Raw genomic sequence first — 23,841 nt, forward strand, 5'->3', positions numbered from 1 at the left:
CGTACTTGTTCGCGGGTCTTGCCTGCCACTGCAGGTTTTGCCGGGTAGGCCGCGGGGTTCAACTCGTTGAGCTTGCGGCCCGCGCCGGAGGCGAATTCGTCCGTGCCCATGTCCTTGCTGGCAGCGATGTCGCCGGTGCGCTGGGCTTCTGCCAGTTCAGCGCGTACTTGTTCGCGGGTCTTGCCTGCCACTGCAGGTTTTGCCGGGTAGGCCGCGGGGTTCAACTCGTTGAGCTTGCGGCCTGCGCCGGAGGCGAATTCGTCCGTGCCCATGTCTTTGCTGGCAGCGATGTCACCGGTGCGCTGGGCTTCTGCCAGTTCAGCGCGTACTTGTTCGCGGGTCTTGCCGACGTCGGCAGCCTGGGCGTGGCCTGTGACCAATGCAGCGACGGCCAATGCGATGGAAGCGGTTGCGTATTTCATGATTCAAATCCTTCTCTGGTTGATTGATTCCGCCGGCAGGACACAGCGTCCTGTGGGCGGTATCGAGGGGGCGTTTAAGGTTCGTCTCGTCGATGGGGTGAACTTTAGAGAAGGCCTAGCATTAGAAAAATACCTCTGCGAACAGTGGTTCATTACGTTAGTTGGAATAATTCAGAACTTGAAAATCAAAAAAGGGACTCCATGGATCGCTTGATGTCAATGCGGGTATTCCAGACTGTGATCGACCAGGGTGGCTTTGCAGCGGCGGCCCGTGCGCTCGATATTTCCTCGGCTGCCGTCACCCGATTGATTGCGGATCTGGAGGACTACCTCGGCACCCGCCTGCTGCACCGGACCACCCGCCGTATCTCGCTCAGTCCCGCGGGAGAAACCTACCTGGGCCGTGTGCGCGACATCCTGCAGGACATCGATGCTGCACATGAGGCGGCCAGCTCCCAGACCCATGAGCTCTCGGGGGTGCTGCGTGTGCTGGCACCACCAGTGCTGGCTTCGCATGTGTTGGCGCCGCTGGTGGCAGGCTTCAATGCCCAGTACCCGGACATCGCGCTGCACATCGATGTGGAAACCTTCAAGGAGCCACCGATCGAGGATTACGACGTCACCCTGTTGCCCACGGAAGGGGACTTTGATGCAGACATCATCGCCCGCAAGGTGTCGTCCACCGAGGCGGTGTTGGTCGCCTCGCCGCAGTACCTGCAGCGCATGGGTGCTCCCGTGTTGCCCCAGGACCTGGGCAGCCACGACATCCTGCGGCTGAAGCTGCCGGGCCAGGTGCACACGCAGTGGCGTCTGCTGAATGCGGACGATGCGGATGCGGTGCAGGAGGTAACGATCCGGCCCAAGCTGCTGGCCAACCACTCCGACACCTTGTTGCGTGCCGCCATGGATGGGGCCGGCATCACCTCCGCGCCGGTGGACCTGGTGGCGCCGCTGCTCAACAGTGGCGCGCTGGTGCGTGTGTTGGCGCCTTGGATTGCGGGGCGCCTCTCGCTGTATGCGGCACTGCCCAGCCGCAAGTTCCTGCCAGAGCGCACCAGTGTGTTTTTGGATTACCTGATCACGCAGACTCGACAGCAGTCTGCCAACGCTTTGCGCGCCTGCACGCGCTGCTGAGCGGCAGGCTCAGTCCCGCACCACGCGCAGCAGTTCCTCGGGGCTGGTGAGACCGTCGCGCACCAGGCGCTCACCGTCCTCGCGCAGTGGCACCATGCCGGTGGCCAGCCCGGCCTGGCGGATTTCAGCTTCGGAGGCACGGTGGTGTACCCGCTCTGCAATGGCGTCATCCACCACCAGCAACTCGAATACACCGGTGCGGCCCAGGTAGCCGGTGTGGCCGCATTGGGGGCAGCCTTTGCCCTTGCACTGGGTGCACAGTTTGCGCACCAAGCGCTGCGCCAGCACGCCGCGCAACGATGAGCTCAGCAAAAACGGCTCCACCCCCATGTCGAGCAGGCGCGTGACGGCGCTGGCCGCGTCGTTGGTGTGCAGGGTGGCCAATACCAGGTGACCGGTCAGCGAGGCCTGGATGGCGATTTGCGCGGTTTCGAAATCGCGGATTTCGCCGATCATGATCACGTCCGGGTCCTGGCGCAGGATGGCGCGCAAGGCCTTGGCAAAGGTGAGCTCAATCTTGGGATTGACCTGCGTTTGGCCCACACCGGGCAGCTCGTATTCGATGGGGTCCTCCACCGTCATGATGTTCTGCCGCGCAGCGTCCAGCCGGCCCAGCGATGCGTAGAGCGTGGTGGTCTTGCCCGAGCCCGTAGGCCCGGTCACCAGAATGATGCCGTGGGGCTGGGCGATCAGGCCCTCAAAACGCTGCAGTACCGTGCCCTGCATGCCGATGGATTCGAGGCTGCGCTGGTCCTGGCTTTTGTCCAGCAGGCGCAGCACCGCGCGCTCGCCGTGCGCACTGGGCAGGGTGCTCACGCGCACATCCACCGCCCGCGTGCCAATGCGCAGGCTGATGCGACCGTCCTGTGGCAGGCGCTTCTCTGAAATGTCCAGGTCGGCCATCACCTTGAGCCGGGAAATCAGCGCAGCATGCAGCGCACGCTGGGCTTGCACGACTTCACGCAAGGTGCCGTCCACCCGGAAGCGCACACTGCTGTGGCGTTCATAGGGCTCGATATGGATGTCGCTGGCGCCATCGCGTGCTGCCTGGGTCAGCAAGGCGTTGAGCATGCGGATGATGGGGGCATCGTCAGCGGTTTCCAGCAAGTCTTCCACCGCGGGCAGCTCTTGCATCATGCGGCTGAGGTCGGCCTCGCCCTGCACCTCGTGCATCACCGTGGCGGCACTGGACTCGCCCTGGGCATAGGCTGCACTGATGCGCTGGGCCAAGGCCTCAGCTTCCTGGTTCTGCACGTTGTAGACGGCGTACTTGCGCAGCACCTCGCCCACGGCCGATGGGGCCGTTCCAGGGTGCACCCACAGCATCAGAATCTGGCCGTCGTCTTCCAGCAAAAGTTGCTGGCTGCGCGCAAAGGCGTAAGGCAGCGGGTAGCGCATACGGGCTACGGTGTGCTGGTGGCGGGGGCTGCTGCAGGCGCTGGGGCCGGTGCAGCAGGGCGCGCGGGCAACACCGGAAGCACGGGAGCCTCGTTGATGGGCACCAAGCTGCTGGGGGCAGGCTGGCTGCTTTGCTGGCCACTGCGCATGAGTTCGTAACGGTCGGTCGACAGGGCTTGTGTGGCCGCCGCATCGCGCACCACCACCGGCCGCAGAAAGACCATCAGGTTGGTCTTCTTGCGGCTACGTGCCTCGCTTTTGAACAGGTTGCCAAAGAAAGGGACATCGGCCAGGCCAGGCACTTTCTCTTCGTTGCCGGCGTACTCGTCTTGCAGCAGTCCACCCAGCACCACCACCGCACCGTCTTCCACCAGCACATTCGATTCGATGGTGCGCTTGTTGGTGGTGGGGCCGTTGGTGGCGTTGGCCGTTGAGGCCAGCACGCTGGAGACCTCCTGGAAGATGGTCAGCTTCACCGTGCCGTTCTCGCTGATTTGTGGTTTCACTTTCAGGGTCAGGCCCACGTCCTTGCGCTCGATGGTCTGGAAGGGGTTGACTGTGCTGGTGCTGGCCCCGGTGTTGGTGAATTGGCCGGTCACAAAGGGCACGTTCTGGCCAATGACGATCTTGGCCTCCTCGTTGTCCAGTGTCAGCAGGTTGGGGGTGGAGAGCACATTGCCACTGCCTGACTCTTCCAGAAAACGCGCCAGAAAACCCAGCACGTAAACGCCATTGGTTTTGCTGGCTGCACCGAGGTTAAAGCCGCGGGCGGGGGCCACCGTGCCTGCCGCACCCTGGGTGGCCAGGCTGATGATGTTCTTGCCTGCGCTGCCAAAGTTGGTGCCCAAGAGGCCAATCACGCCGTCGCCTGCATTGCCCACCGCACCTTGCCACTGAATGCCAAACTCGGCCGCCTTGTCGGCGCTGACCTCGGCAATCAGGCTCTCCACAAACACCTGGGCGCGGCGTGCATCGAGCTTGTCGATGACGGCACGCAGCTGGCGGTACTGCGGTTCACTCGCCGTGATGATGAGCGAGTTGGTGCTCGGGTCGGCCTGGATCTGGCCCCCTGTGCTGGGCTGGCTCGCGGTCCCTGCGGCCGCTGCCCCTGCTGCCGGTGTGGCCGTCGGGCTGCTGCCGCGTGTGTCCGCACTGATGGCGGCGCGTAGCGTGCCAGCCAGTTGGGTGGCGTTGGCGTTTTTCAGGTAGACCACATAGATGTTGCCTGCTGCACCGTTGCTGGTGTTGGCGCTGGGTTGGTCCAGCCGCTGGATCAGGGTCTTGGCCAGCGCGAGGCGGGCCTGGTTGGCCGCACGCACGATGACGGCGTTGGAGCGGGGTTCCACCAGGATGGTGGTCTTGTAACTTGCATCGGCCTGGCCGCCCGGCGCCGCGCCCGCGGGAGCTTCCAGCAAACGGGTGGCCAACTGAGCCAGGTCGGTCGCTACTGCGTGCTGGATGGGGATGATTTCCAAGTCGGTGGCATTGGGCACGTCCAGCGCCTGCACGATGCGGGCGATGCGGCGCAGGTTGTCGGCGTAGTCGGTGATCACCAGCGAGTTGTTGCCGGTATTCACGTTGATGACGTTGTTGGGCGTGATCAGCGGGCGCAGCACAGGCACCAGGCTGTTGGCGTTTTCGTGGGTGATCTTGAAGATCTGGGTCTGGATCTGGCCAGTGGTGACCGGGCCTTTGCCATCGTCGACCGACACGGCGGTGCCTTGCAGCTTGGCGTCGGCCTCGGGCACCACCTTGTCCAGGCCGTCCACCTGCACCACGGTAAAGCCCTGCATGCGCAGGGTGGTCAGGAACAAATAGTAGGCGCGGGCGGGTGATGCGGGACTGTCGGTGACCAGGGTGATGGTGCCCTTGACGCGCGGATCCACCACCACATTGCGCCCGGTGAGGGCGGCCATGGTGCGGGCCACGGCCTCGATTTCGGCGTTGTTGAAGTTCAGCGTGACGGGTTCGCCGCGCTTGCCGGCTACAGCCTGGCCCCAGGAATTGGTAGTAAATATGCCGCTAGCCCCCGTGAATAGTGCGCAAGCAGCTATCAAATGCATAGCTGCTTGGCGCCATCGGGGGCGAGATGTTGGTAGATGGTGTGGCATGCAGTTAACCCACTTGGAGTATGGAGCGTGCGCCGCTGCGCCGTCCAATGATATTGAGCAAATTGGCCAATGCCTCTTCTTGGCCAGGTGCAGCCTGGGCGTCACCGGTGAATTGCAGCTGTCCCTGGCGCCACCGTCCGGTGCCTTGCAATTGCAGGCCCCCTTCCAGCGTGCGCAGTGCCAGTGTAGGTGTTAGGCCGCCTTCCAGGGTGACGGCATAGCTGCCAACCGGCCGCAGCGGGGATAAGGCGGTGGACATGGCCAGGGCCTGCAACTGCAGCTGGCCTTGCAGCTTGGGGTGGTCTTGGCCCAGGTCCAGCAACAGGGCTTGTGTGGACAGCGTCAATGTGCCCTCCAGTTGCAGCGTGTTCCAGGGGGTGCCCAGGCCGATGAGCAGGGCGCTGGGCAATCGCAGCGGGTGTTGGGCGTCGCGGTCTTCGGGCAGGATCTGCAGGCCCAGCCAGCGCGGCTGCAGATCCCAGGTCCATGTGCCGTCCAGGCAACAGGAGGCACTCAACCGCACCCGCAATCCCTGCCAGTGGGGCTGCAGCTGCCACATCACCTCGCCCGGCAAGGCGGTACGTGGTGCCAAGGGGTCCTCACTGCCCAATGTGAGTTGGGCACGCCCGTTCCATACCGTGCCTTGGGCGGATTGCAGTTGCAGCCGCTGGGCAGTCAGTTGGCCGATGCCGTAGGCCAGCCAGTGCGCTGGCGCCACCACTGCCACGGCCAGCAGCAAACCGGCCATGGCTCCTAGCCAGGCCCAGATCCAGGGCGGTGTGCTGCGTCTCATGCGGGCCCCAGCCGAATACGCAGAGTGCCACTCCAGCCCTGCGGCCCGCGTTGCAGCTTCGCCTCAAAGGGGGCCAGCCGTGCCGTGCTGCGGGTGCGTACCAGCCACTGCGCCAGCGCCTCGGGGCGTACGCCTTGCAAGGTGACGGTGGCAATATTGCCTTGCACCTGCATGCTGGCTTGGGGCCCTAGGCTGGTCCTCACGCTGGCCTGCAAGGCCTGTTGGGCGGCGGCGGGTTCCAGTGCCGGCATGGCCTGCAGGCTTTTGGCCTGGGCCTGCAATTGCAGCATGCGCTGGTGTTGTTGCTCCAGGACGAGGTGCCGGGCGTCAAAGGTGCGCAAGCTGCGCCATGCGGGAGCCAGCAGCAGGCTCCACAGCAGTGTCAGGCCGACCAGGCCGGCAGCTGCCAGCAGCAGGGCCTGCTCACGTGGCGGGCGCTGCTGCCACCAGACCTGCAAGGCGTTGGTCGGTGCGGAAGGGGGGCGTGCCATGGTGGGTGCGGTGGGTCGTCAGGGGCTGGTGGTGGCACGCACGCGCAGGCTGTTGCCATCGGCCTGCAGGGTGTAGCCCAGGTCGGTGAGCTGGCGGCGCAGCGCCTCCACGGGCTCCGGGCTCAGTGGCAAGCCGCTGATGCGCAGTTCACCTGCTGCAAATTCCATAGCGGGTTGCGCAGATCCGGTGTGCATGAATGGCTCAAAGTTCTCCGATCCTCCGAGCGCGGCCAGCAGGCTCTCCAGGTCGCCCTTGGCTGCGCTGCCGCTGGACTGGCGCAGGGCCGCCACGGCGCGTTCCATTTGCAGAGGCGCATCCACCACCACGGTGGTCGCAGGAAATGTGGTTTGCAGCAGGCCGTGCAAGACGCTGCGGCGTTGTGCCAGGCTGTGCTCGGCCCACCAGGCGTAGGCCTGCAGGCCAACCAGTTGGGTGGCCACCAGTGCCAGCGCTGCCCACCGCGCCGGGCGCCAGTCGGGGGCTTGCCACAGCGTTTGCAGGGCTTGGCGGATGCGGCCCCAGCCCGCATGGGTAGGGGCTAGCTCGCCTTGGGCCAGGTTCCAGTCTGTGTGGGTGCAGTTGAGCAGGCGCTGCGCGCGTGACATCACCTCCACATCGCGCTGCAGTGCGGTTTCGGCCAGCGCCGCCATGCCGGGCTCGGCCCACACGGTTCCTTGCAAGGCGTCGGGTGGGAGGTGGGGCGCGACCGGCGAGGGCCAGGGGCGCCGGTGCACCCCTTGGGCATCGGTCCAGATCCACTGGGCATCATGGCCGCCACCGGTGCACCAGAGGGCGTTGGTGGGGCCATTGCCGGGCACCCATTCGGGCACTACGGCCTCGGGGGTGTGGCCTGCGTGGGCGATGGCGGCCAAGGCGTTCTGCAGCCACTGCCGTTGGCAAACCGCGACCCACACCGTGCCCTGCTGTGTCGCCCCGGGGGGCAAGGCGAAATGCAGGTTGGCGGGCTCGTCCAGCAGTTGGTCTTCCAGCAGGCCTTCGAGCACGGCACGCAGGCGTGCTGTACTGCCCCCGCGCCACCCGGGGCGCAGCGTACCCGCAGGCAGCGTCACCCGGTGCCACGACAGCGCTTGGGTCGGCACAATGGCTACTGTGGCTTGCCTGCCCACGCGGTGCGGCAGCTCGGGCAAGATCAAATGCTCCGTGACACTGCGCCCGTCATTGCTGCGCACACTCTCCCACATGCCTTCCAGGTGCACGCTCACGCCGGCCGGTGGGGCGGGCAGCAAGGGCAACAAAATGGCCTGGTGGATCATGTGTGTCGGGGCGGGCCCATGGGCCGGAGTGGGGCTTTCATTGTACGGACGCCAGGGGCGGTGTTTCACGCAGCGTGGCCAAAGTCTTCACTTGCAGGCCTTCGCGGCGCAGCATGCTGCGTTCCTGGCTCACGGCGCTGCCCAGGCGCAGGCGTACGCGTACCTCGAAATAGCGGGAGCCCACACTGTGCTGGCCGCTGTTGACGGCCAGGTCCGGAACGCCCGATGCTTGCACCGCATCGGACAGGGTGCGGAAGTGGCTTTGCTTGCGGGCCTGCACCATGCGCTCTGCCGCGGCCAGGTCCAGCCCCGGCAGGCTTGCATGCAGCACCAGTGCAGAGGCGGTATTCAGGTTGACGGGGGTGCGTTCCGGCAGAACTACGGCATGGGCTTGCAGGGCGGCCAAGGTGGCCGGCGTGAGGCCTAGCCAAGCCAGTTGCTCGATGTTGCGGGGCAACAGAGGGTGGGGGCCCTCGGTGGCGCTCTCTGCCTGCGTGGCCTGGAGAGTCAGTTGCAACTGTGCTACCAAAAATGCGAGCTCGGCAGGCGGCAACTGCAGTGCTTCAAACAGGCGGCTGAATGCCCGCAGGCTGGGCTGGTGGATTTGGCCCTCCTGGACCAGGTTGAGCAGGTTGAGCCGCGCCTGCAAATCGGTAATCTGGCCGGAGAGGTAGGCTGCCTTCAGGTGCTCACCCAGGTCAGCTGCGGACCCGCTGCCCGCCAAAAAGCTGGACAGCTGTGCTTCTTGCAGCACCACCGCCCAAGGCTCGCCCAGGTGATCGGGGGCCGCGTTGCGGGCGTCTTCACGCAGAATGAGCCGTGCCCAGTCCAGTGCACCTTGCAGCAGCCAGCGCGATTGGACCTTGGTCCTTTCGGCCGTTTCCACCTCCAGCGCGCGCCACTGCTGCCAGAGTGCGGAGGTGCTCAGCGTGGCGACGAGCGTGACCAGGAGCAAAGCAGTCAGGATGGCTGCGCCACGCTGTGTGTGTTTCATGGCAGGGCCCCCGCTGTGTTGCTGCGGGCCCAATCGCGCACCAACGGCCCCATCAGGGGATGGCCTTGCGGCAGGGTGAGCACCAGCCGAATGCCATCGGGTAGGCTGTTGTTCACTGCGGGGTCTGTGCCAGTGCTCGACAGGGGGTTGCTCCAGGCGCCAGTGCGATAAAAATACACCTGCCATTCGGTCAGGGGCGTCACGCGGACTTCGCGCCGGTCGGTGCCGTCTTGGGTGGTTTGCGCCCAGGTGTGGGCCTCGTTCCAGGCCAATTGCCAGCCCTCGCGGCTGGTGAAGGGGGGCGACTGCCAGCGCAGCCACTGGAACTGGCCGTCGCGGTTGGCACGCGTCCAGGCCACAACGATGGCCCCGTCCCTGCCCGTGCTGCCGCTGCGACGTGTCAGATGCAGGGCCCGGCCATCCCAGTCCAGGGTGCGCGTCAGGGGCAGCTCCACCAATGCATCCAGATCCAAGCCCCATTGGGCCAAGCTGGCGTCCAGTGTCAGCACTTGGTCGGCATGCTGGCGGTTGATGTCCACGGCGGTCTGCATGCTGGACAGAACGCGCCAGCCCAGGGTCGCCATCAAGGCCATGATGGCCAGTGCCACCAACAATTCGATGAGTGTGAAGCCGCGTTGCATGGTCAGATGCGGCCCACGATGGTGGTGAGTTGCAGCACGGGGGTGTCTTCGATCGACAGGCGGGCTTCGACGCGACGGAAGTTGGGATTGGGGGTGGGCTGCACCAGCAGGCGCAGCTGCAGCACACGGCCTGCTTGCGCGCAGGGGTGGGTGCTGTCCCCCACATCGGGCAGCCGCTGGCTCAGTCGGACCTGGGCCAGGGCATTTTCAGCGCATAGCTGGGCCAATACCCGGTCGGTTTGGCGCTGGGCGTTGCGTGTGAGGGCACCCGTCGCTTGCAGGCCCGCCAGCAGGGTGGTGGCCACAATGGCCAAAGCCACCAGCACTTCGATCAGGGTAAAACCCTGCAGGTACGTGCGGCGTGTCATGGTTCGGTGTTTTGCACGGTGAATGGCCGCAGGCCATCCGTGCTGACCCACAGGCTGCGTTCGGGGGCATTTTGCTGCCACAGGCGGATCTGTTGCGGACCAATGACCGGCTCGGGCCCCAGCACCACGGGGCTGGCGCTGTAGGCTGCGGTTTCGGGATAGTCCCACGCCGTGGGCAATGCGGCGGCGGTCGGCAGGCCTTCAAAGACAAAGCCGGGCGCCGCACTGCGCCAGCGTACCGGCACCCCACGGCTGCGCGACTGCGCACGTGCACCCTCCAGCAGGGCCGCCAGTCGCTGGGCTTCACGGTCCAGGCGGGACTGACCGGCATCCCGCAGGGCAAACGCCACCCCGGCGGACGCCATGCCGACGATGGCCACCACCAGCAGCAGTTCCAGCAGGGTAAAGCCTTGGGGGCGCCGGTGCCAGGGGGAGTGCGGCGTCACGAGTTACCAGTTGCCAATGTCAGCATTCTTGCCTTCCCCCCCCGATTGGCCGTCGGCGCCAAAGCTCAGCACGTCCACTTCACCATGCAAGCCGGGGTTCATATACAAGTAAGCGCGGCCCCAGGGGTCATTGGGCAGCTTGTCTACATAGGGTCTCCAGTTGGCCGGTACCACGCCGTTGGTGGGCTTGAGCACCAGGGCCTGCAGGCCCTGCTCCTGGCTGGGGTAGCGCTGGTTGTCGAGTTTGTACAGTTTGAGCGCTTGGTGCAGGTTGGCAATGTCGGTTTTGGCGGCAGACACGCGGGCGTCATCGGCCCGGTCCAGCACATTGGGCACGATCAGTGCGGCCAGAACCCCGATGATGACGAGCACCACCATCAGTTCGATGAGGGTGAAGCCGCGTGACTTGGGATGGGGGCGGGTGGTGGTGGACATGGTGGGTACTTCGCTAAGGCGTGACAGGGCCGGGCAGTGTGTACATGATAATGCGCAGCATGGTTTCTTCCACTACTTCACGATGGGCCCCCAGGCTGGCCGCTTCGCTGTTGGCGGGATTGGCAGCCGCTGGTGTGGTCTATTGGGCGCTCAAGGTGCCGGTGTCCGGCACGGGCAGCGCGGTTGCAGCAGTGCAGGTCCCCGTGCTGGCGCCTGACACCGGGCTCGTGGCGCGTGCGCTGGGGGGCTCGGCGGCGCCGGCCGACTTGCCGTCTGCTGTGGCAGCGCCTGTCGCCGCGTCGGCCCGTTTTGCGCTGGTGGGGGTGGTGGATCAGGCGGGTAGCGGCGTTGCCCTTATTGGGCTGGACGGCAAACCCGCCAAACCGGTGGCCGTGGGCGCCAGCGTCGGAGAGGGCTGGGTTTTGCGCCACGTGCAAGGCCGCAGCGCCACGCTGGAACGCGAGGGGGATGCGCCCCTGCGGCTGGAGCTTCCACCCAAGATTAAGGGTTAAAACGGCCTCTAGCCAGCGTGGATATTGCGCAAGCAGCTATTATTTTTGTAGCTGAAGAAACATCCGATAGACCGGATTTTGTGTTTCTTCGACATAGGGGTAACCCAGAGTTTCCAGGAATTGCGCGAAGGCGAGGTCATCCGCTTGCGGGACCTGCAAGCCCACCAAAATGCGGCCGTAGTCCGCGCCTTGGTTGCGGTAGTGGAACAGGCTGATGTTCCAACCCGGGCGCATCAGACTCAGGAACTTCATCAACGCGCCCGGCCGCTCCGGGAACACAAAGCGCAGCAGGCGCTCGTCCTGCGCCAGGCTGGAGATGCCCCCCACCATATGGCGGATGTGCTCTTTGGCCAGCTCATCGTGGGTCAGGTCCAAGGTTTTAAAACCGTTTTTTTCGAAGTTCTTGGCCACCTTGGCCGACTCGCCCTTGCCCTGGGTACTCAGGCCCACAAACACATGTGCCTGGGCTGCGTCGCTGATGCGGTAGTTGAATTCGGTCACATTGCGCGTGCCGCCGGGCAGTTCGCCAATCAGCTCACAAAAGCGCTTGAAGCTGCCACGCTCCTCGGGGATGGTTACGGCAAACAGCGCCTCGCGCTCTTCTCCCACCTCCGCCCGCTCGGCCACAAAGCGCAGGCGGTCGAAGTTCATGTTGGCGCCGCACAGGATGGCGGCGTAGGTCTCGCCCTTGGTTTTGTGGGTGGCCACGTACTGTTTGATGGCGGCTACGGCCAGCGCACCGGCTGGCTCCACGATAGAGCGGGTGTCCACAAAGATGTCTTTGATGGCCGCGCACACTGCGTCGGTGTCCACCGTCACATAGTCGTCTACCAGGTTGCTCGCAATCCGGAAGGTCTCCTCGCCCACCAACTTCACGGCCGTGCCGTCGGAAAACAGGCCTACGTCCGGTAGCGTCACACGCTGCTTGGCGCCCACGGACTGGATCATGGCGTTGGAGTCATTCATCTGTACGCCGATGACTTTGACGCCCGGCGCCACCGCCTTGATGTAGTTGGCCACACCCGAGATCAGACCGCCGCCGCCAATGGCTACGAACACGGCATCCAGGCCGGGGCCGGTTTTGCTGCCGGTTCTGTGGCCAGACTTGGCCGCCTTGTCCGCGCCCAGGGTCTGTACCTGGCGCAGGATTTCCATGGCCACAGTGCCCTGGCCCGCAATCACGTCCGGGTCATCAAACGGGTGCACAAAGGTCAGCCCTTCTTTTTTCTGCAGGGTCACGGCATGGCCGTAAGCGTCCGAGTAGCTCTCGCCAAACAGCACCACCTCGCCACCAAAACCGCGCACTGCGTCCACCTTGAGCTGGGGCGTGGTGGTCGGCATCACGATCACCGCACGCACGCCCATGCGGCTGGCCGATAGGGCCACGCCCTGCGCGTGGTTGCCGGCAGACGCGCAAATCACACCTTTGGCGATCTGCTCGGGCGGCATTTGTGCCATCTTGTTGTAGGCGCCGCGCAGCTTGAAGCTGCGCACCGGTTGCTGGTCTTCGCGCTTGAAAAGCACGGTGTTGTGTAAGCGGCGGCTCAGGGCGCGGGCGGGCTCCAGGGCGGTCTCGCTGGCCACGTCGTAGACGCGGGCTGTCAGAATTTTCTTGAGGTAATCCGCCGGGGTGAGGTGGGGGACAGGGGGCTGTTGGGGGGAACTCACGGGGCTACACTCCAGTACGACGAGGTAAAACGCAATCGGCTAGCTCCGCGCGGAGCTGTTTGACGTATTGTAGCGAACTGTTTTTGGCCCCGCGCGGGGCAATTTGTTAAAGGAATACGACGATGGAATGCACAGTGAGCTGGACCGGCGGTTTGAATACCCGCTCCGGCATGGGTTTTGTGGCGGAAACCGGCAGCGGCCACACCTTGATGATGGATGGTGCGCCTGACGCGGCGAAACCTGAAAACGGTGGCCAGAATTTGGCGCCCCGCCCGCTGGAAACCGTGCTGGCTGGCACCGGTGGCTGCACAGCCTATGACGTGGTGCTGATTTTGAAGCGTGGCCGCCACGATGTGCAAGGCTGCACCGTCAAGCTCACTGCCGAACGCGCCGAGGTGGACCCCAAGGTGTTCACCAAGATCCATATGCAGTTCACCGTGACCGGCAAGGGCATCCCCGCCAGTGCCGTGGAACGTGCCATTGCCATGAGTCACGAAAAATACTGCTCGGCCAGCATCATGCTGGGCAAAACGGCCGAAATCACGACCGGGTTTGACTTGGTCGAGGCCTAATCAGCCCTAGATCCGCTCTGCCACGGTGGTCATCACCTTGGCGGCGGCGCGCATGAGTGCTTTGACGGGTTGTGGCAAGTCCACACCGCCTGCCGCCTGTGCCTCGTTGGCATGGCGAAGTTCGTCATCGTGCATCTGCGCCACGATCGCGCGCGAGGCGTGGTCGCTTTCTGGCAGCAGCTCCAGGTGGCTTTGCAGGTGGGCTCCTACCTGTGTTTCGGTTTCCACCACAAAACCCAGGCTGATGGCATCGCCCATGCGGCCCGCCAGCAGCCCCAAGCCGAAGGCGCCCGCGTACCACAAGGGGTTCAGCAGCGAGGGCCGCGAGCCCAGTTCCTGCAGGCGCTGGGCCGTCCACGCCAAGTGGTCGGTTTCTTCAATGCAGGCCTGGGTGAAGTGTTTGCGCAGGGCCTGGTTGGGGGTGGCCAGGGCTTGCGCCGTGTAGAGCGCCTGGGCGCACACCTCGCCCACATGGTTCACCCGCATCAGGCCTGCCGCCTTGCGTTTTTCCGCATCCGTCAGTTGCGTTGCCTGCTCGGCCACGGTGGGACAGGGTTTGGCTGCGTGGGGTTGGGCAAACAGGGTGCGCAACGCAGTGTCTGCCGCCGTGAAAATTGCGTCCATAGAGAGTCTTTCCAGTATGGCCAGAGTCTACCGGGGCTGACGTTAAGGTGAGCTTGATAGCAGTCAAACAAATTGTTGCAACCCAACAACGGTAACCCGTAAGAACCCTAATCTTTTGCCTGTTTTCTTTGCCAAACGTCCCCCCGTCTGGTGCAATACATCCAACTTCCTGAATAGGAGGTTGGCCCGGAGTTCCGAACAATCGGTCCGGAGCTCTATGTTTAACCTTGGAGTATTTCTACATGAAAAAGACCCTCATCGCTTTGGCCGTTCTGGCTGCTTCCGGCGCTTCTTTCGCTCAAGTGACTATCACTGGTGAATACGCTTACGGTTGGAACACTTCCAACTCCAGCGCTGGTGTTGAAAAGTCCGGCTTGGGCGTGGACACATCCTTCGTGAAGTTCGCTGCTTCCGAAGACTTGGGCGGTGGCCTGAAGGCTTCTGCTGAAATGTCTTTGGACGGTTTCACTCGCGGTGCTGCTAACGGCGGCGACAACTCCCTGACCCTGGAAGGCGGCTTCGGTAAGTTCAAGCTGGCCAACGACAAGGGCGCTGACTACCTGTCTTCCGTGATCGGCGGCATTCCTGGATTTGATGACAAAGTCTTCGGTGGTCGTACAATCAATGACTCCGTGGCATACACATCGCCTTCTTTCGGTGGCTTGACTTTCGGTCTGTCTCACACTGAAAATGCATCTGGCGCTGGCTTGGGTGCTGGCTCTGCAAGCAACAATGACCAACGCAGCAACACTGCTTCTTTGTCCTATGCAGCTGGCCCCTTGGCTGTGACCGGTGGTTTCACTTCTTGGGATAACCAAGGTGCTTTGGCTACTTCTGGTGCCTTCAACGGTACTTCTAAGGATCGCTCCAAGAGCCGTGCTCGCGTGAAGGGTTCTTATGACTTCGGCGCATTCAAGTTGGGCGCTGGTTTCGTGCAAGTTCAGCGTAACGAAGGCACTTATTCCGAGTCTATCGTGGCTGTGACTGCTCCTCTGGGTGCATTGACACTCGGTTTGGATATCGGCTCTTCCAAGCGTGAAAACTCCACTGTTGCTGCTGGTGACGTGTCCAAGTCCGGTTACGGCTTGAAGGCTGTGTACTCGCTGAGCAAGCGTACTTCCCTGATTGGTGCTTACACCAACTGGGATGAGTCTGGCACACAGCGCGCAAACCTGACAGAACTGTTGATCTCCCACACTTTCTAATCTAGTGCTGGCGTAAGCCAGTGTGAGATTTAAAAGCAAGACCCGCTGTAGCAATACAGCGGGTTTTTTTATGCACCAAAAACTTAAAAGTTCACAATATGGGAGAAAGGGTGGTGTTGGTGCTAATACAACAAAACACACTTTTTGGCACGGTCGTCTACTTTTTGTCGCCTCAATTACATGACGTGAATGTGAATTTTTGTTTCAATACAAGCTACTTCTGAATCAAGAAGTAGGAGTTGCAGGTTGAGTGTTCAAAACCTTGGCTTGCTTACCATCTAACTCAAACTGAAGAGACATTCCATGAAAAAATCGCTCATCGCTTTGGCAGTTTTGGCTGCTTCCGGCGCTTCCTTCGCGCAAGTGACCATCACTGGCAACTACATCTATGGGTTCAAGTCCAGCTACACAGCGCCAAATTCCGGTACTGCTTTGCAGCAAGGTATTCAAACTGTTACGCAGGCCTTGGCTGGTGGTAGCGGTGGTAATGCTGTTGGTGAATCCTCTGGCTTTGGCGTTGACACATCGCTGGTGACCTTCACTGCCAAAGAAGATCTCGGCGGTGGCATGAGTGTGGCGGCAGAAATGAGCCTTGACGGGTTTAGCCGTGGCGCGGCCTCGGGCGGTGATTCTTCTTTGAAATTGACAACCTCCGTAGGTCGTTTCACGCTGCAGACTTACAAACCTGTTGACTACCTGTCGGGTGGTATCTCTGGCGTTGGTGGTGTTGGTATGGATAACAAAGTTTTTCCTTCCCGCGGTCTGAAAGAAGGTGTTGGTTTTGACACCAAGCTCGGCCCTGTCTACGTTGGTTTTTCACATTTGGAGCAAGCTTCTGTCAGTTCTAGTACCACTGCTGGTGTTGGAATGGGCTTGGGTGTTGGTGCCGCCGGTGCTGCAAGCACCACAGGTCAGCGCCTCAACAGCCTTTCTGCTACCTACGTAGGTGGTGCGTTGATCGCGAACGTGAACTACTTGGTGTACGACGGCCGCACAGACAACGTGAACACCTCTTACAAAGACGTGATTCGCACCGCAGCTTCTTACGATTTTGGCGTTGCCAAACTGGGTGGTGGTGTGTCCGTGTTGACAACCACAGGTGGTTCTACGCTGACTGACTCGATGATTGCTGTCTCCGTGCCTTTTGGTGCGCTGACTTTGGGTGCAAACTTTGCCCAAGAAACATCTGCTGGCACCATTGCGCAAACCTTCTCTGGACCTCTGCCACTGACGGCTGGCCAGTTGGATCAAACACGTAATGGTTATGGCTTGTCCGCCACTTACGCTTTGAGCAAGCGCACCAGCCTGATTGCCAACTACGCCAACTGGTTGTCTGCCGCTGGCAAAGACCGCAGCAACCAGACCAACCTGTTGGTTTCCCACTCCTTCTAATCCAGCGCTGGCGCAAGCCAGTGATTTGATTGGATGAAAAAGCCCCGCTGCAGCGATGCAGTGGGGCTTTTTATTGGGAGCTTGGTACTTGGCCTACGACAAGCGTTTGCGGATCAAGCGTAGCGCTTGTTCCGCAGGTTGTGTTTCATCTCCCGCAGCAGCGGCTGCAGCGTGCCGCTGCCGATGCGCAGGGCGACGCAAGTGGCGAGGATGTCGATAATCATCAGGTGCAGCAGGCGCGACACCATGGGGCTGTAGCGGTCAAAGCCTTCGGGGTGGTCGGCGCTCAGGTGGATGTGCCCAGCGCTGGCCAGAGGTGAGCCGCTGGCGGTGATGACGATGGTGATAGCGCCATTTTTGCGGGCGATGTCACAGGCGTCCATGAGATCGCGGGTTCGGCCGGAGTTGCTGATCACCACCACGCAGTCTCCGGGCCCCAGGATGGAGGCGCTCATGACCTGCATATGGCCATCGCTATAGGCCGTTGTGTTGATGCCCAGGCGGAAGAATTTGTGTTGGGCGTCTTGCGCCACGATGCCGGAGTTGCCGACACCGAAGAACTGGATTTGGCGGCCCGCACTATAGGCCTCCACCAGGGCCAAGACAGCCTTTTCGATTGCCAGGGTAGAGGCGTCGTTGCGGTATTTCAGGAAGGCCGCTACGGTGTTGTCAATGACTTTCACCATGACGTCACCGGTCTTGTCGTCCGCGTCTACGCTGCGGTGAATAAAGGGCACACCCTCGTTCACGGTGCCAGCCAGCTTCAGTTTGAAATCTGACAGGCCGTCATAACCCACGCTGCGGCAAAACCGCACGACGGTGGGCTTGCTCACATGGGCGCGGTCGGCCAGCTCGCTGACCGGCAATTTGGCAAAGGCACGGGGGTCGGCCAGGCATAGCTTGCCCACCCGCTGTTCAGCGGGGGCCAAGGAGGGCAGGGAAGCTTTGATTCGGTCCAGCATGATCGGGTTCCAGGTGAACAGCGCAGCAACCCCGTGGCCGCTGCGCCGTCGTCAGCACATCAAGACTCTTCTGACCAGCAAAAGCCGTCACGCGCAATCATGGCGCTGGAGGCGCTGGGGCCCCAGGTGCCGGCAGCGTACAGGCGCGGGCCTTGCGTGTCCGCGGCCCAGTGTTCCAGCATGGGTTCGACCCAGCGCCAGGCTTCTTCCTGCTCGTCGCTGCGGACAAACAGGTTCAGGCGGCCGTCAATCACGTCCAGCAGCAAGCGCTCGTAAGCACCCACGCGTTCGGAGCCGAAGCGTTTGTCAAAGTCCAGGTCCAGTTGCACGGGAGCCAGGCTTTGTGATGCCGCAGCGCGCGACTGGCGGTTCTCCTGGCCCTGGGCCAGCAGGTGCAACTCCAGTCCGTCCTTGGGCTGCAAATTGATGATCAGCCGGTTGGCCGCGCCCTCGTTGGAGTCGTAAATGGCGTGGGGCGTAGGCCGGAAATTGATGACGATGCGTGCATCGCGGCCCGCCAGGCGCTTGCCGGTGCGGATGTAGAAGGGCACGCCGGCCCAGCGCCAATTGGCGATCTCGGTGCGCAGGGCGACAAAGGTTTCAGTATTGCTCTTGGGGTCGACCCCGGTTTCTTCGCGGTAGCCGGGCACCTTGTTGCCGCCGCTGGTGCCGGCTGAATACTGGCCGCGCACCACATCCTGCTTCAATGTCTCTGTGGTCCAGGGTTTGAGCGAGCGCAGCACCTTGAGCTTCTCGTCGCGGATGGCATCGGCGTGCGAGTTGATCGGCGGTTCCATGGCGATTGCACACAGCAGTTGCAGCGCGTGGTTCTGCACCATGTCGCGCAGGGCACCGGTGGTTTCATAAAACGCACCACGGCTTTCCACGCCCAGGTCTTCGGCAATGGTGATCTGGATGTTGGCGATATGTTCGCGGCGCCACAGCGGTTCGAACAAGGCGTTGCCAAAGCGCATGGCAAACAGGTTTTGCACCGAGGGCTTGCCCAGGTAGTGGTCGATGCGGAAGATCTGCTTTTCTTCAAAGAAGCGGCGCACGGTCTGGTTGATCGCGCGGTTGGAGGCGAGGTCATGGCCCAGCGGTTTTTCCAGCACCACGCGGGTCTTGGGTGTGTTCAGCCCGGCGGCGGCCAGTTGCTCGCACACATTGGTGAACAGGCTGGGCGCGGTGGCCACGTAGATCACCACGCTGTCGGCGTTGCGGGCGTTCAGTGTCTCGGCCAAGGCGGCGTAGTCGTCGGGCTTGGACAGGTCCATGCGCTGGAACTCGAGGATGGCGGCAAAGCGGGCAAACTCTTCGGCGCTGGGGCGCTTGGCCAACTCCACTTTTTCGAAGCGAGACTGGATCAAATCGCGGTATTGCTCGTGGCTGAGGTTGTCACGGCCTACGCCGATAATGCGTCCACCTTCTGGCAGCGAGCCATGGCGGAACGCCTGAAACAACGCGGGCATCAACTTGCGCCAGGCCAAATCGCCGGTGCCGCCAAACATGACTAGATCAAAGCTCATAAGACAGGTGGTACGTTTAAGAGTTACATGAAAGATGACGTTGTAATGTAACTTTGTTTCATTGATAATTCAAGGGGACAAACCGCAACTCTGTGCAGGTTTACCCCTAGTCTTCAACCTTGGCCTTTGGCCCGCGCCCTCCATGAACCAACTCGACGCACTCAAACAATTCACCACCGTGGTGGCTGACACCGGCGACTTCAAACAGCTCGACGCTTTCAAACCCCAAGACGCGACCACCAACCCTTCACTGATCCTGAAGGCCGTGCAAAAGGCCGACTACGCGCCTTTGGTGAAAGACACGGTGAACCAGTTCCGTGGCCGCCCCATGGACGAGATCGTGGACCGCTTGCTGGTGCGTTTTGGCTGCGAAATCCTCTCCATCATCCCCGGCCGCGTGTCCACCGAAGTGGATGCCCGTTTGAGCTTTGACACCAACGCCACCGTGGCGCGTGGCGAGCGTCTGATCGAGCTGTACCAAGCCCAAGGCATCCATTCCGACCGCGTGCTGATCAAGGTCGCCTCTACCTGGGAAGGCATCAAGGCTGCCGAGCAGCTGGAACGCAAGGGCATCCGCACCAACCTGACCTTGTTGTTCGCGTTCTGCCAGGCCGTGGCCTGCGGCCAGGCCAAGGTGCAGCTGATTTCCCCGTTTGTCGGCCGCATTTACGACTGGTACAAAAAGAACGCCGGCGCCGCCTGGGTGGAAGCCGACAACGCGCTGGCCAATGACCCCGGCGTGAAGTCTGTGGCACAGATCTACAACTACTACAAGAAGTTCGGCATCCAAACCGAGGTGATGGGCGCGAGCTTCCGCAACGTGGGCCAGATCACGGCCCTGGCCGGTTGCGACCTGTTGACCATCAGCCCCGATTTGCTGGCCAGCCTGGCCGCGACCGACGCACCGCTGACCCAGGCTCTGAACGCCGACACGGCCAAGGACCTGGCACTGGAGCATGTGAGTTATGGCGAAGCCAGCTTCCGCCTGGCGCTGAACAACGACGCCATGGCGACCGAGAAGCTGGCCGAAGGCATCCGCGCCTTCTGTGTGGATGCGGTGAAGCTGGAACAGCTGCTGCTGGCCGCTTGATACTTTGCGGGACAGACCTTGTGCTCTGTCCCCAACTGATTAAAGACTATGACACGTACCCGTTGTGACCGCACGCCCGCCTGGGGCGCCCTGCAAGCCGCCTATGACGCCACCGGCAAGGCGCTCGATGTGCGCGAGGCCTTCAAGGCCGACGCCCAGCGCTTTGGCCGCTTCAGCCAGGAGGCGCCCTATGTGTTTGCCGACCTGTCGAAGAACCGCATCGACGCCGCGACCGAAGCCTTGTTGATGGACCTGGCGCGCCAGAGCGGAGTGTTGGAACACCGCGACGCCATGTTCGCAGGCCAGAAGATCAACAACACCGAGCAGCGCGAGGTTTGGCACGTTCTGTTGCGAAATCCGCCTGGAGTGCCCGTGGAATATGCGGGAGCAGCTACGGAATTTGTAGCAGGCGAGCAGGCCAAGGTGCATGCCACACTGGACGCCATGCTGGCCTACGCAGAGAAGGTGCGTGCCGACCAGGCTATCACCGACGTGGTGAACATCGGCATTGGCGGTTCCGATCTGGGCCCGCAAATGGCGGTGCTGGCGCTGGACGCGTTTGCCACCACCGGCAAGCGCCTGCACTTTGTGAGCAATGTGGATGGCCATGAGCTGGCCGCCAAACTGCCGCATCTCAAAGCCGACAGCACAGTCTTCCTGATTGCCAGCAAGACCTTCACCACCATCGAGACCATGACCAATGCCGCTTCGGCCAAGGCCTGGTTCGAGGCGCAGGGCGGCACCGACATTGCCCGCCACTTTGCCGCGCTGACCACCAACGTGCCGGCGGCCAACGCCTTTGGCATCACCACCACCTTTGGGTTCTGGGATTGGGTGGGCGGTCGTTATTCCATGTGGTCGGCCATTGGCCTGCCGATCGCCATTGCCATTGGTGCCGCGGGCTTCCGCGAGTTTTTGGCCGGTGCGCATGCCATGGACGAGCACTTCCGCACCGCGCCGCTGGAAAGCAATCTGCCGGTGCGCCTGGGCCTGCTGGACGTCTGGTACCGCAATTTCCACGGCTTCACCAGCCGCAGCATTGCGCCGTACCACAGCGCCTTGCGCCGCGTGCCGGCCTACCTGCAGCAACTGGAGATGGAGAGCAATGGCAAGCGTGTGGACGCGTCGGGTGAAGCGCTGCCGTTTGGCACCTCGCCCGTGCTGTGGGGCGAGCCCGGCACCAACGGCCAACACGCCTACTTCCAGATGCTGCACCAGGGGACCGATGTGGTGCCCATGGAGTTCATCGCCGTCAAAAAGGCGCGCCATGACCTGAAGGGCCACCAACCGCTGTTGCTGGCCAATGTGCTGGCGCAAGCCCAGGCTCTGTTGCAGGGCAAGAGCGACGCGGGTGGCCACAAGCATTTCACGGGCAACCGCCCCAGCACCTTCCTGTTGCTGGACGACCTGACCCCGGCTGCGTTGGGCGCGCTGATTGCGTTGCAGGAGCACCGCGTGTTTGTCAGCGGCAGCCTGTGGGGCATCAACAGCTTTGACCAGTGGGGCGTGGAGCTGGGCAAGGTGCTGGCCAAGGAGATTGAGCCACGTCTGGCTTCCGGTGATGTCACTGGATTGGACGGCTCTACCGCTGGCTTGCTGGCACGCTTGCGGAGCTAACCCTTTGCCTGTGCGTTGTCTGGCACTCGCACAGCACGCAGGGGCACGGCGGCGGGCTCATACTGCCAAACGCGCAGAAATCACCCGCCTCCGCGCCCCTGCATGCTGCGGGGCGTTGGGCGGCATAGATCTCATGCATCCATGAGTGTTTCCCTTTCGCTTGTGCAAGCCCGCAACCTGCATCTCGCAGCGCAGGGTTTGTTGCAGCCCCCCACGCGTGCCGCCAAGCGGGCCGATGTGGCGGCCTGCATCCAGCGCATGGCGCTGCTGCAGATCGACACCATCCATGTGGTCTCGCGCAGCCCTTACCTCGTCCTGCATTCCCGCTTGGGGGACTACCCACGCGAATGGCTGGAAGAGACGCTCGCCGCAGCCCAGGTGTTTGAAACCTGGGCCCACGAGGCCTGCTTTGCCCACGTGGACGATCTGCACATCCACCGAGCCTACAACCGCCACACCCGCCGCCACTGGGGCCTGGCCAAGGCCGCGCAAAGCCATGCGGCGCAGCGCCCGCACCTGGACAAGTTGCTGGAGCACATCCGCAGCAACGGCCCCGTGAAATCGTCCGACTTTGAGCGGCCCGAAGGCAAGGGCGGTGCCTGGTGGGGCTGGAAGGACGAGAAACGCTGGCTGGAAGCCCTGTTTGCGCTGGGCGAGCTGATGATTGCACGGCGCGAGAACTTCCACCGCGTCTATGACCTCAGCGAACGCGTGGCACCGCAGCTGCTGCAGCCTGCGGCCCCGCCCAGCGAGGCAGCGCTGCACGCCCAACTGATGGAAAAAGCCATCGCTGCGCTGGGCATCACCCAGGCGCGTTGGGTGAACGACTACTTCCGCACCAAGCCGCGCTTCAAAGACGCGGACCTGGATGCGCTGGTGGACGCTGGCAGCGTGCTGCGCGTGGACGTGGAGGGCTGGGATGCACCCGGCTATGTACACGCTAGCCACACTGCGCTGCTGAAAAAGGCGAGTGCCAACAAGCTGGAGGCCACACACACTGCACTGCTGTCTCCGTTTGACCCCGTGGTGTGGGACCGTGAACGCGGCTCCACGCTGTTTGACTTTGACTACCGGCTGGAGTGCTACACGCCTGAAGAGAAACGTGTGTACGGCTACTTTGTGCTGCCCATTCTGTGCCGCGGTGCACTCATTGGCCGGTTGGACGCCAAGGCGCACCGCGCCGAGGGGGTGTTCGAGGTGCGTGCCCTCCATGCCCAGCCCGGCCTGGTGTGGAGCGACCAGCACATCGTCGATGTGGCCCTGGCTATCCAGCGCAGTGCGGACTGGCACGGCACGCCGCAGGTGCGCGTCACGCGCACGCAACCGGCCAAGCTGGCCGCCGCGCTCAAACGCGCCCTGAAGCATTTAAAACTTGAAGGACCTGACGCATGAATGTGGTGTTTGACTTTGGCGCGGTGCTGTTCACCTGGCGCCCGGTAGATCTGGTGACTGAATGTTTTCCCGACCGTGCGCCGACGCCCGCGCTGGCCGGCCACCTGGCGCACGAGGTGTTTGGCCATGCCGACTGGCAGGAGTTTGACCGCGGCACGGTGTCCATGCCCGAGGTCATTGAGCGCACCGTGGCTCGCCTGGGGCTGGACCGCGCTGCGCTGACCAAGTTGGTGGAAAGCATTGGTGAGCGGTTGGTGCCCATGCCCGAGTCCATGGCGCTGCTGAACCGGTTGTGTGCGCTGCGCACGCAGCCGCAGGTGAATGGCGGCGAGCCGCTGCATCTCTATTTCCTGTCCAACATGCCCGTGCCCTATGCGCGCACGCTGGAGCGCCTGCACCCGTTTCTGCGGAACTTCGACGGTGGTATTTTTTCGGGCGATGTGCTGCTCATCAAACCCGAGCCCGCCATCTACCAGCTGCTGCAAAGCCGCTATGCGTTGGAGCCGGCCAAGACGGTGTTCATCGACGACCTGCTGGGCAACATCGAGGCCGCCCGTGCCCAGGGCTGGCACGGCATCCACTTCAAGAATGCTACCCAGGTGGCGCAGGATCTGCAAACCGCAGGTTTGAGAGAAATAGACCTCTAGCCCGCGTAGATATTGCGCAAGCAGCTCTCAAAAGTATAGTGAGCTAGGCGTAAAAAAGCCCCGCAAGGTAAAACCTTGCGGGGCTTTTTATTTGGCTTTTGTCGCAAGCGGCAAAGCCACTACGAC

Annotated in this window: 25 protein-coding genes; 10 read left to right on the forward strand and 15 right to left on the reverse strand. The window is 62.6% G+C overall.

Translation table 11 applies throughout. The features are described 5' to 3' along the window. On the reverse strand, positions 1-422 hold a 422-nt coding region (locus AC3WS7_RS10875), incomplete at its 3' end, for a DUF4148 domain-containing protein (RefSeq protein ID WP_492656354.1). Between AC3WS7_RS10875 and AC3WS7_RS10880 the strand changes: the two genes are divergently transcribed. Then, a complete protein-coding gene (locus AC3WS7_RS10880; protein ID WP_492656355.1) occupies positions 421-636 on the forward strand; it encodes a hypothetical protein in 216 nt (71 codons plus the stop codon). The two genes, AC3WS7_RS10875 and AC3WS7_RS10880, sit on opposite strands and share 2 nt — an antisense overlap. Further along, positions 624-1,556: a LysR family transcriptional regulator gene (locus AC3WS7_RS10885; RefSeq protein WP_492656356.1), complete on the forward strand. Its 933-nt coding sequence runs from the start codon at positions 624-626 to the stop codon at positions 1,554-1,556. Before AC3WS7_RS10880 ends, AC3WS7_RS10885 begins: the two co-directional genes overlap by 13 nt. A gap of 9 nt (positions 1,557-1,565) precedes the next feature. Here AC3WS7_RS10885 and AC3WS7_RS10890 read toward each other — a convergent pair whose 3' ends face one another. The 10 genes from AC3WS7_RS10890 to gspG are packed head-to-tail and all read right to left on the reverse strand — an operon-like array spanning position 1,566 to position 10,508. Next, positions 1,566-2,954, reverse strand: coding sequence for a GspE/PulE family protein (locus tag AC3WS7_RS10890; RefSeq protein ID WP_296468037.1), 1,389 nt, complete (start codon positions 2,952-2,954; stop codon positions 1,566-1,568). A gap of 5 nt (positions 2,955-2,959) precedes the next feature. Beyond that, positions 2,960-5,017 (reverse strand): type II secretion system secretin GspD, encoded by a 2,058-nt coding sequence (gene gspD / locus AC3WS7_RS10895; RefSeq protein WP_492656357.1) that lies wholly within the window; start codon positions 5,015-5,017, stop codon positions 2,960-2,962. Between the two features lie 52 nt (positions 5,018-5,069). Next, positions 5,070-5,858: a type II secretion system protein N gene (gene gspN / locus AC3WS7_RS10900; RefSeq protein ID WP_492656358.1), complete on the reverse strand. Its 789-nt coding sequence runs from the start codon at positions 5,856-5,858 to the stop codon at positions 5,070-5,072. Continuing rightward, positions 5,855-6,349: a type II secretion system protein M gene (locus tag AC3WS7_RS10905; RefSeq protein ID WP_492656359.1), complete on the reverse strand. Its 495-nt coding sequence runs from the start codon at positions 6,347-6,349 to the stop codon at positions 5,855-5,857. Before AC3WS7_RS10905 ends, gspN begins: the two co-directional genes overlap by 4 nt. An 18-nt stretch (positions 6,350-6,367) precedes the next feature. After that, a complete protein-coding gene (gene gspL / locus AC3WS7_RS10910; RefSeq protein WP_492656360.1) occupies positions 6,368-7,624 on the reverse strand; it encodes a type II secretion system protein GspL in 1,257 nt (418 codons plus the stop codon). Positions 7,625-7,661: 37 nt separating this feature from the next. Continuing rightward, positions 7,662-8,618 (reverse strand): type II secretion system minor pseudopilin GspK, encoded by a 957-nt coding sequence (gene gspK, locus AC3WS7_RS10915; protein ID WP_296468026.1) that lies wholly within the window; start codon positions 8,616-8,618, stop codon positions 7,662-7,664. Beyond that, the gene (locus AC3WS7_RS10920) at positions 8,615-9,259 is read right to left on the reverse strand and encodes a prepilin-type N-terminal cleavage/methylation domain-containing protein (RefSeq protein ID WP_492656361.1); all 645 of its coding nucleotides are present in this window, start codon (positions 9,257-9,259) and stop codon (positions 8,615-8,617) included. The genes gspK and AC3WS7_RS10920 overlap by 4 nt, the downstream gene beginning before the upstream one ends. Before the next feature lie 2 nt (positions 9,260-9,261). Then, positions 9,262-9,627, reverse strand: coding sequence for a type II secretion system minor pseudopilin GspI (gene gspI, locus AC3WS7_RS10925; protein ID WP_492656362.1), 366 nt, complete (start codon positions 9,625-9,627; stop codon positions 9,262-9,264). Beyond that, entirely contained in the window at positions 9,624-10,073 is a 450-nt protein-coding gene (locus AC3WS7_RS10930) for a pilus assembly FimT family protein (RefSeq protein ID WP_492656363.1), read from the reverse strand. Before AC3WS7_RS10930 ends, gspI begins: the two co-directional genes overlap by 4 nt. Before the next feature lie 3 nt (positions 10,074-10,076). Continuing rightward, positions 10,077-10,508 (reverse strand): type II secretion system major pseudopilin GspG, encoded by a 432-nt coding sequence (gspG, locus tag AC3WS7_RS10935; protein WP_492656364.1) that lies wholly within the window; start codon positions 10,506-10,508, stop codon positions 10,077-10,079. A gap of 59 nt (positions 10,509-10,567) precedes the next feature. Here gspG and AC3WS7_RS10940 point away from each other — a divergent pair, with 59 nt between their 5' ends. Further along, a complete protein-coding gene (locus AC3WS7_RS10940; protein ID WP_296468016.1) occupies positions 10,568-11,020 on the forward strand; it encodes a general secretion pathway protein C in 453 nt (150 codons plus the stop codon). Between the two features lie 39 nt (positions 11,021-11,059). On the opposite strand, the gene ilvA is transcribed toward AC3WS7_RS10940, so the two are convergent. After that, complete coding sequence (gene ilvA, locus AC3WS7_RS10945) at positions 11,060-12,688, reverse strand: threonine ammonia-lyase, biosynthetic (protein ID WP_296468014.1); 1,629 nt, start codon at positions 12,686-12,688, stop codon at positions 11,060-11,062. A gap of 122 nt (positions 12,689-12,810) precedes the next feature. On the opposite strand from ilvA, the gene AC3WS7_RS10950 reads away from it, so the two are divergent. Continuing rightward, positions 12,811-13,260, forward strand: coding sequence for an OsmC family protein (locus AC3WS7_RS10950; protein WP_105261515.1), 450 nt, complete (start codon positions 12,811-12,813; stop codon positions 13,258-13,260). Positions 13,261-13,266: 6 nt separating this feature from the next. Here AC3WS7_RS10950 and coq7 read toward each other — a convergent pair whose 3' ends face one another. Then, positions 13,267-13,884 carry a 2-polyprenyl-3-methyl-6-methoxy-1,4-benzoquinone monooxygenase gene (gene coq7 / locus AC3WS7_RS10955; protein WP_492656365.1) on the reverse strand — a complete coding sequence of 206 codons (618 nt, stop codon included), beginning with the start codon at positions 13,882-13,884 and terminating at the stop codon, positions 13,267-13,269. A gap of 242 nt (positions 13,885-14,126) precedes the next feature. Here coq7 and AC3WS7_RS10960 point away from each other — a divergent pair, with 242 nt between their 5' ends. Together AC3WS7_RS10960 and AC3WS7_RS10965 are read left to right on the forward strand one after the other, a co-directional pair. Beyond that, on the forward strand, positions 14,127-15,089 hold the full coding sequence (locus AC3WS7_RS10960; protein ID WP_492656366.1) for a porin: 963 nt from the start codon (positions 14,127-14,129) through the stop codon (positions 15,087-15,089). A 303-nt stretch (positions 15,090-15,392) separates the two neighbouring features. Further along, positions 15,393-16,481, forward strand: a complete 1,089-nt coding sequence (locus tag AC3WS7_RS10965; RefSeq protein ID WP_492656367.1) for a porin — start codon at positions 15,393-15,395, stop codon at positions 16,479-16,481. Between the two features lie 113 nt (positions 16,482-16,594). On the opposite strand, the gene AC3WS7_RS10970 is transcribed toward AC3WS7_RS10965, so the two are convergent. Then, on the reverse strand, positions 16,595-17,443 hold the full coding sequence (locus tag AC3WS7_RS10970) for a MurR/RpiR family transcriptional regulator (protein WP_296468004.1): 849 nt from the start codon (positions 17,441-17,443) through the stop codon (positions 16,595-16,597). 59 nt (positions 17,444-17,502) lie between these two features. Further along, on the reverse strand, positions 17,503-18,969 hold the full coding sequence (gene zwf / locus AC3WS7_RS10975; RefSeq protein ID WP_492656368.1) for a glucose-6-phosphate dehydrogenase: 1,467 nt from the start codon (positions 18,967-18,969) through the stop codon (positions 17,503-17,505). A gap of 142 nt (positions 18,970-19,111) precedes the next feature. On the opposite strand from zwf, the gene tal reads away from it, so the two are divergent. The 4 genes from tal to AC3WS7_RS10995 all read left to right on the forward strand — a co-directional run bounded on the left by tal (position 19,112) and on the right by AC3WS7_RS10995 (position 23,715). After that, the gene (tal, locus tag AC3WS7_RS10980) at positions 19,112-20,059 is read left to right on the forward strand and encodes a transaldolase (protein ID WP_492656369.1); all 948 of its coding nucleotides are present in this window, start codon (positions 19,112-19,114) and stop codon (positions 20,057-20,059) included. 48 nt (positions 20,060-20,107) lie between these two features. Further along, complete coding sequence (gene pgi / locus AC3WS7_RS10985) at positions 20,108-21,676, forward strand: glucose-6-phosphate isomerase (protein ID WP_492656370.1); 1,569 nt, start codon at positions 20,108-20,110, stop codon at positions 21,674-21,676. Between the two features lie 141 nt (positions 21,677-21,817). After that, complete coding sequence (locus AC3WS7_RS10990; protein WP_492656371.1) at positions 21,818-23,068, forward strand: winged helix-turn-helix domain-containing protein; 1,251 nt, start codon at positions 21,818-21,820, stop codon at positions 23,066-23,068. Further along, a complete protein-coding gene (locus AC3WS7_RS10995) occupies positions 23,065-23,715 on the forward strand; it encodes an HAD family hydrolase (RefSeq protein WP_492656372.1) in 651 nt (216 codons plus the stop codon). The genes AC3WS7_RS10990 and AC3WS7_RS10995 overlap by 4 nt, the downstream gene beginning before the upstream one ends. Positions 23,716-23,841 lie beyond the last annotated feature (126 nt).

It is taken from the genome of Rhodoferax sp. EU05-FHT12H12, from assembly GCF_058791215.1.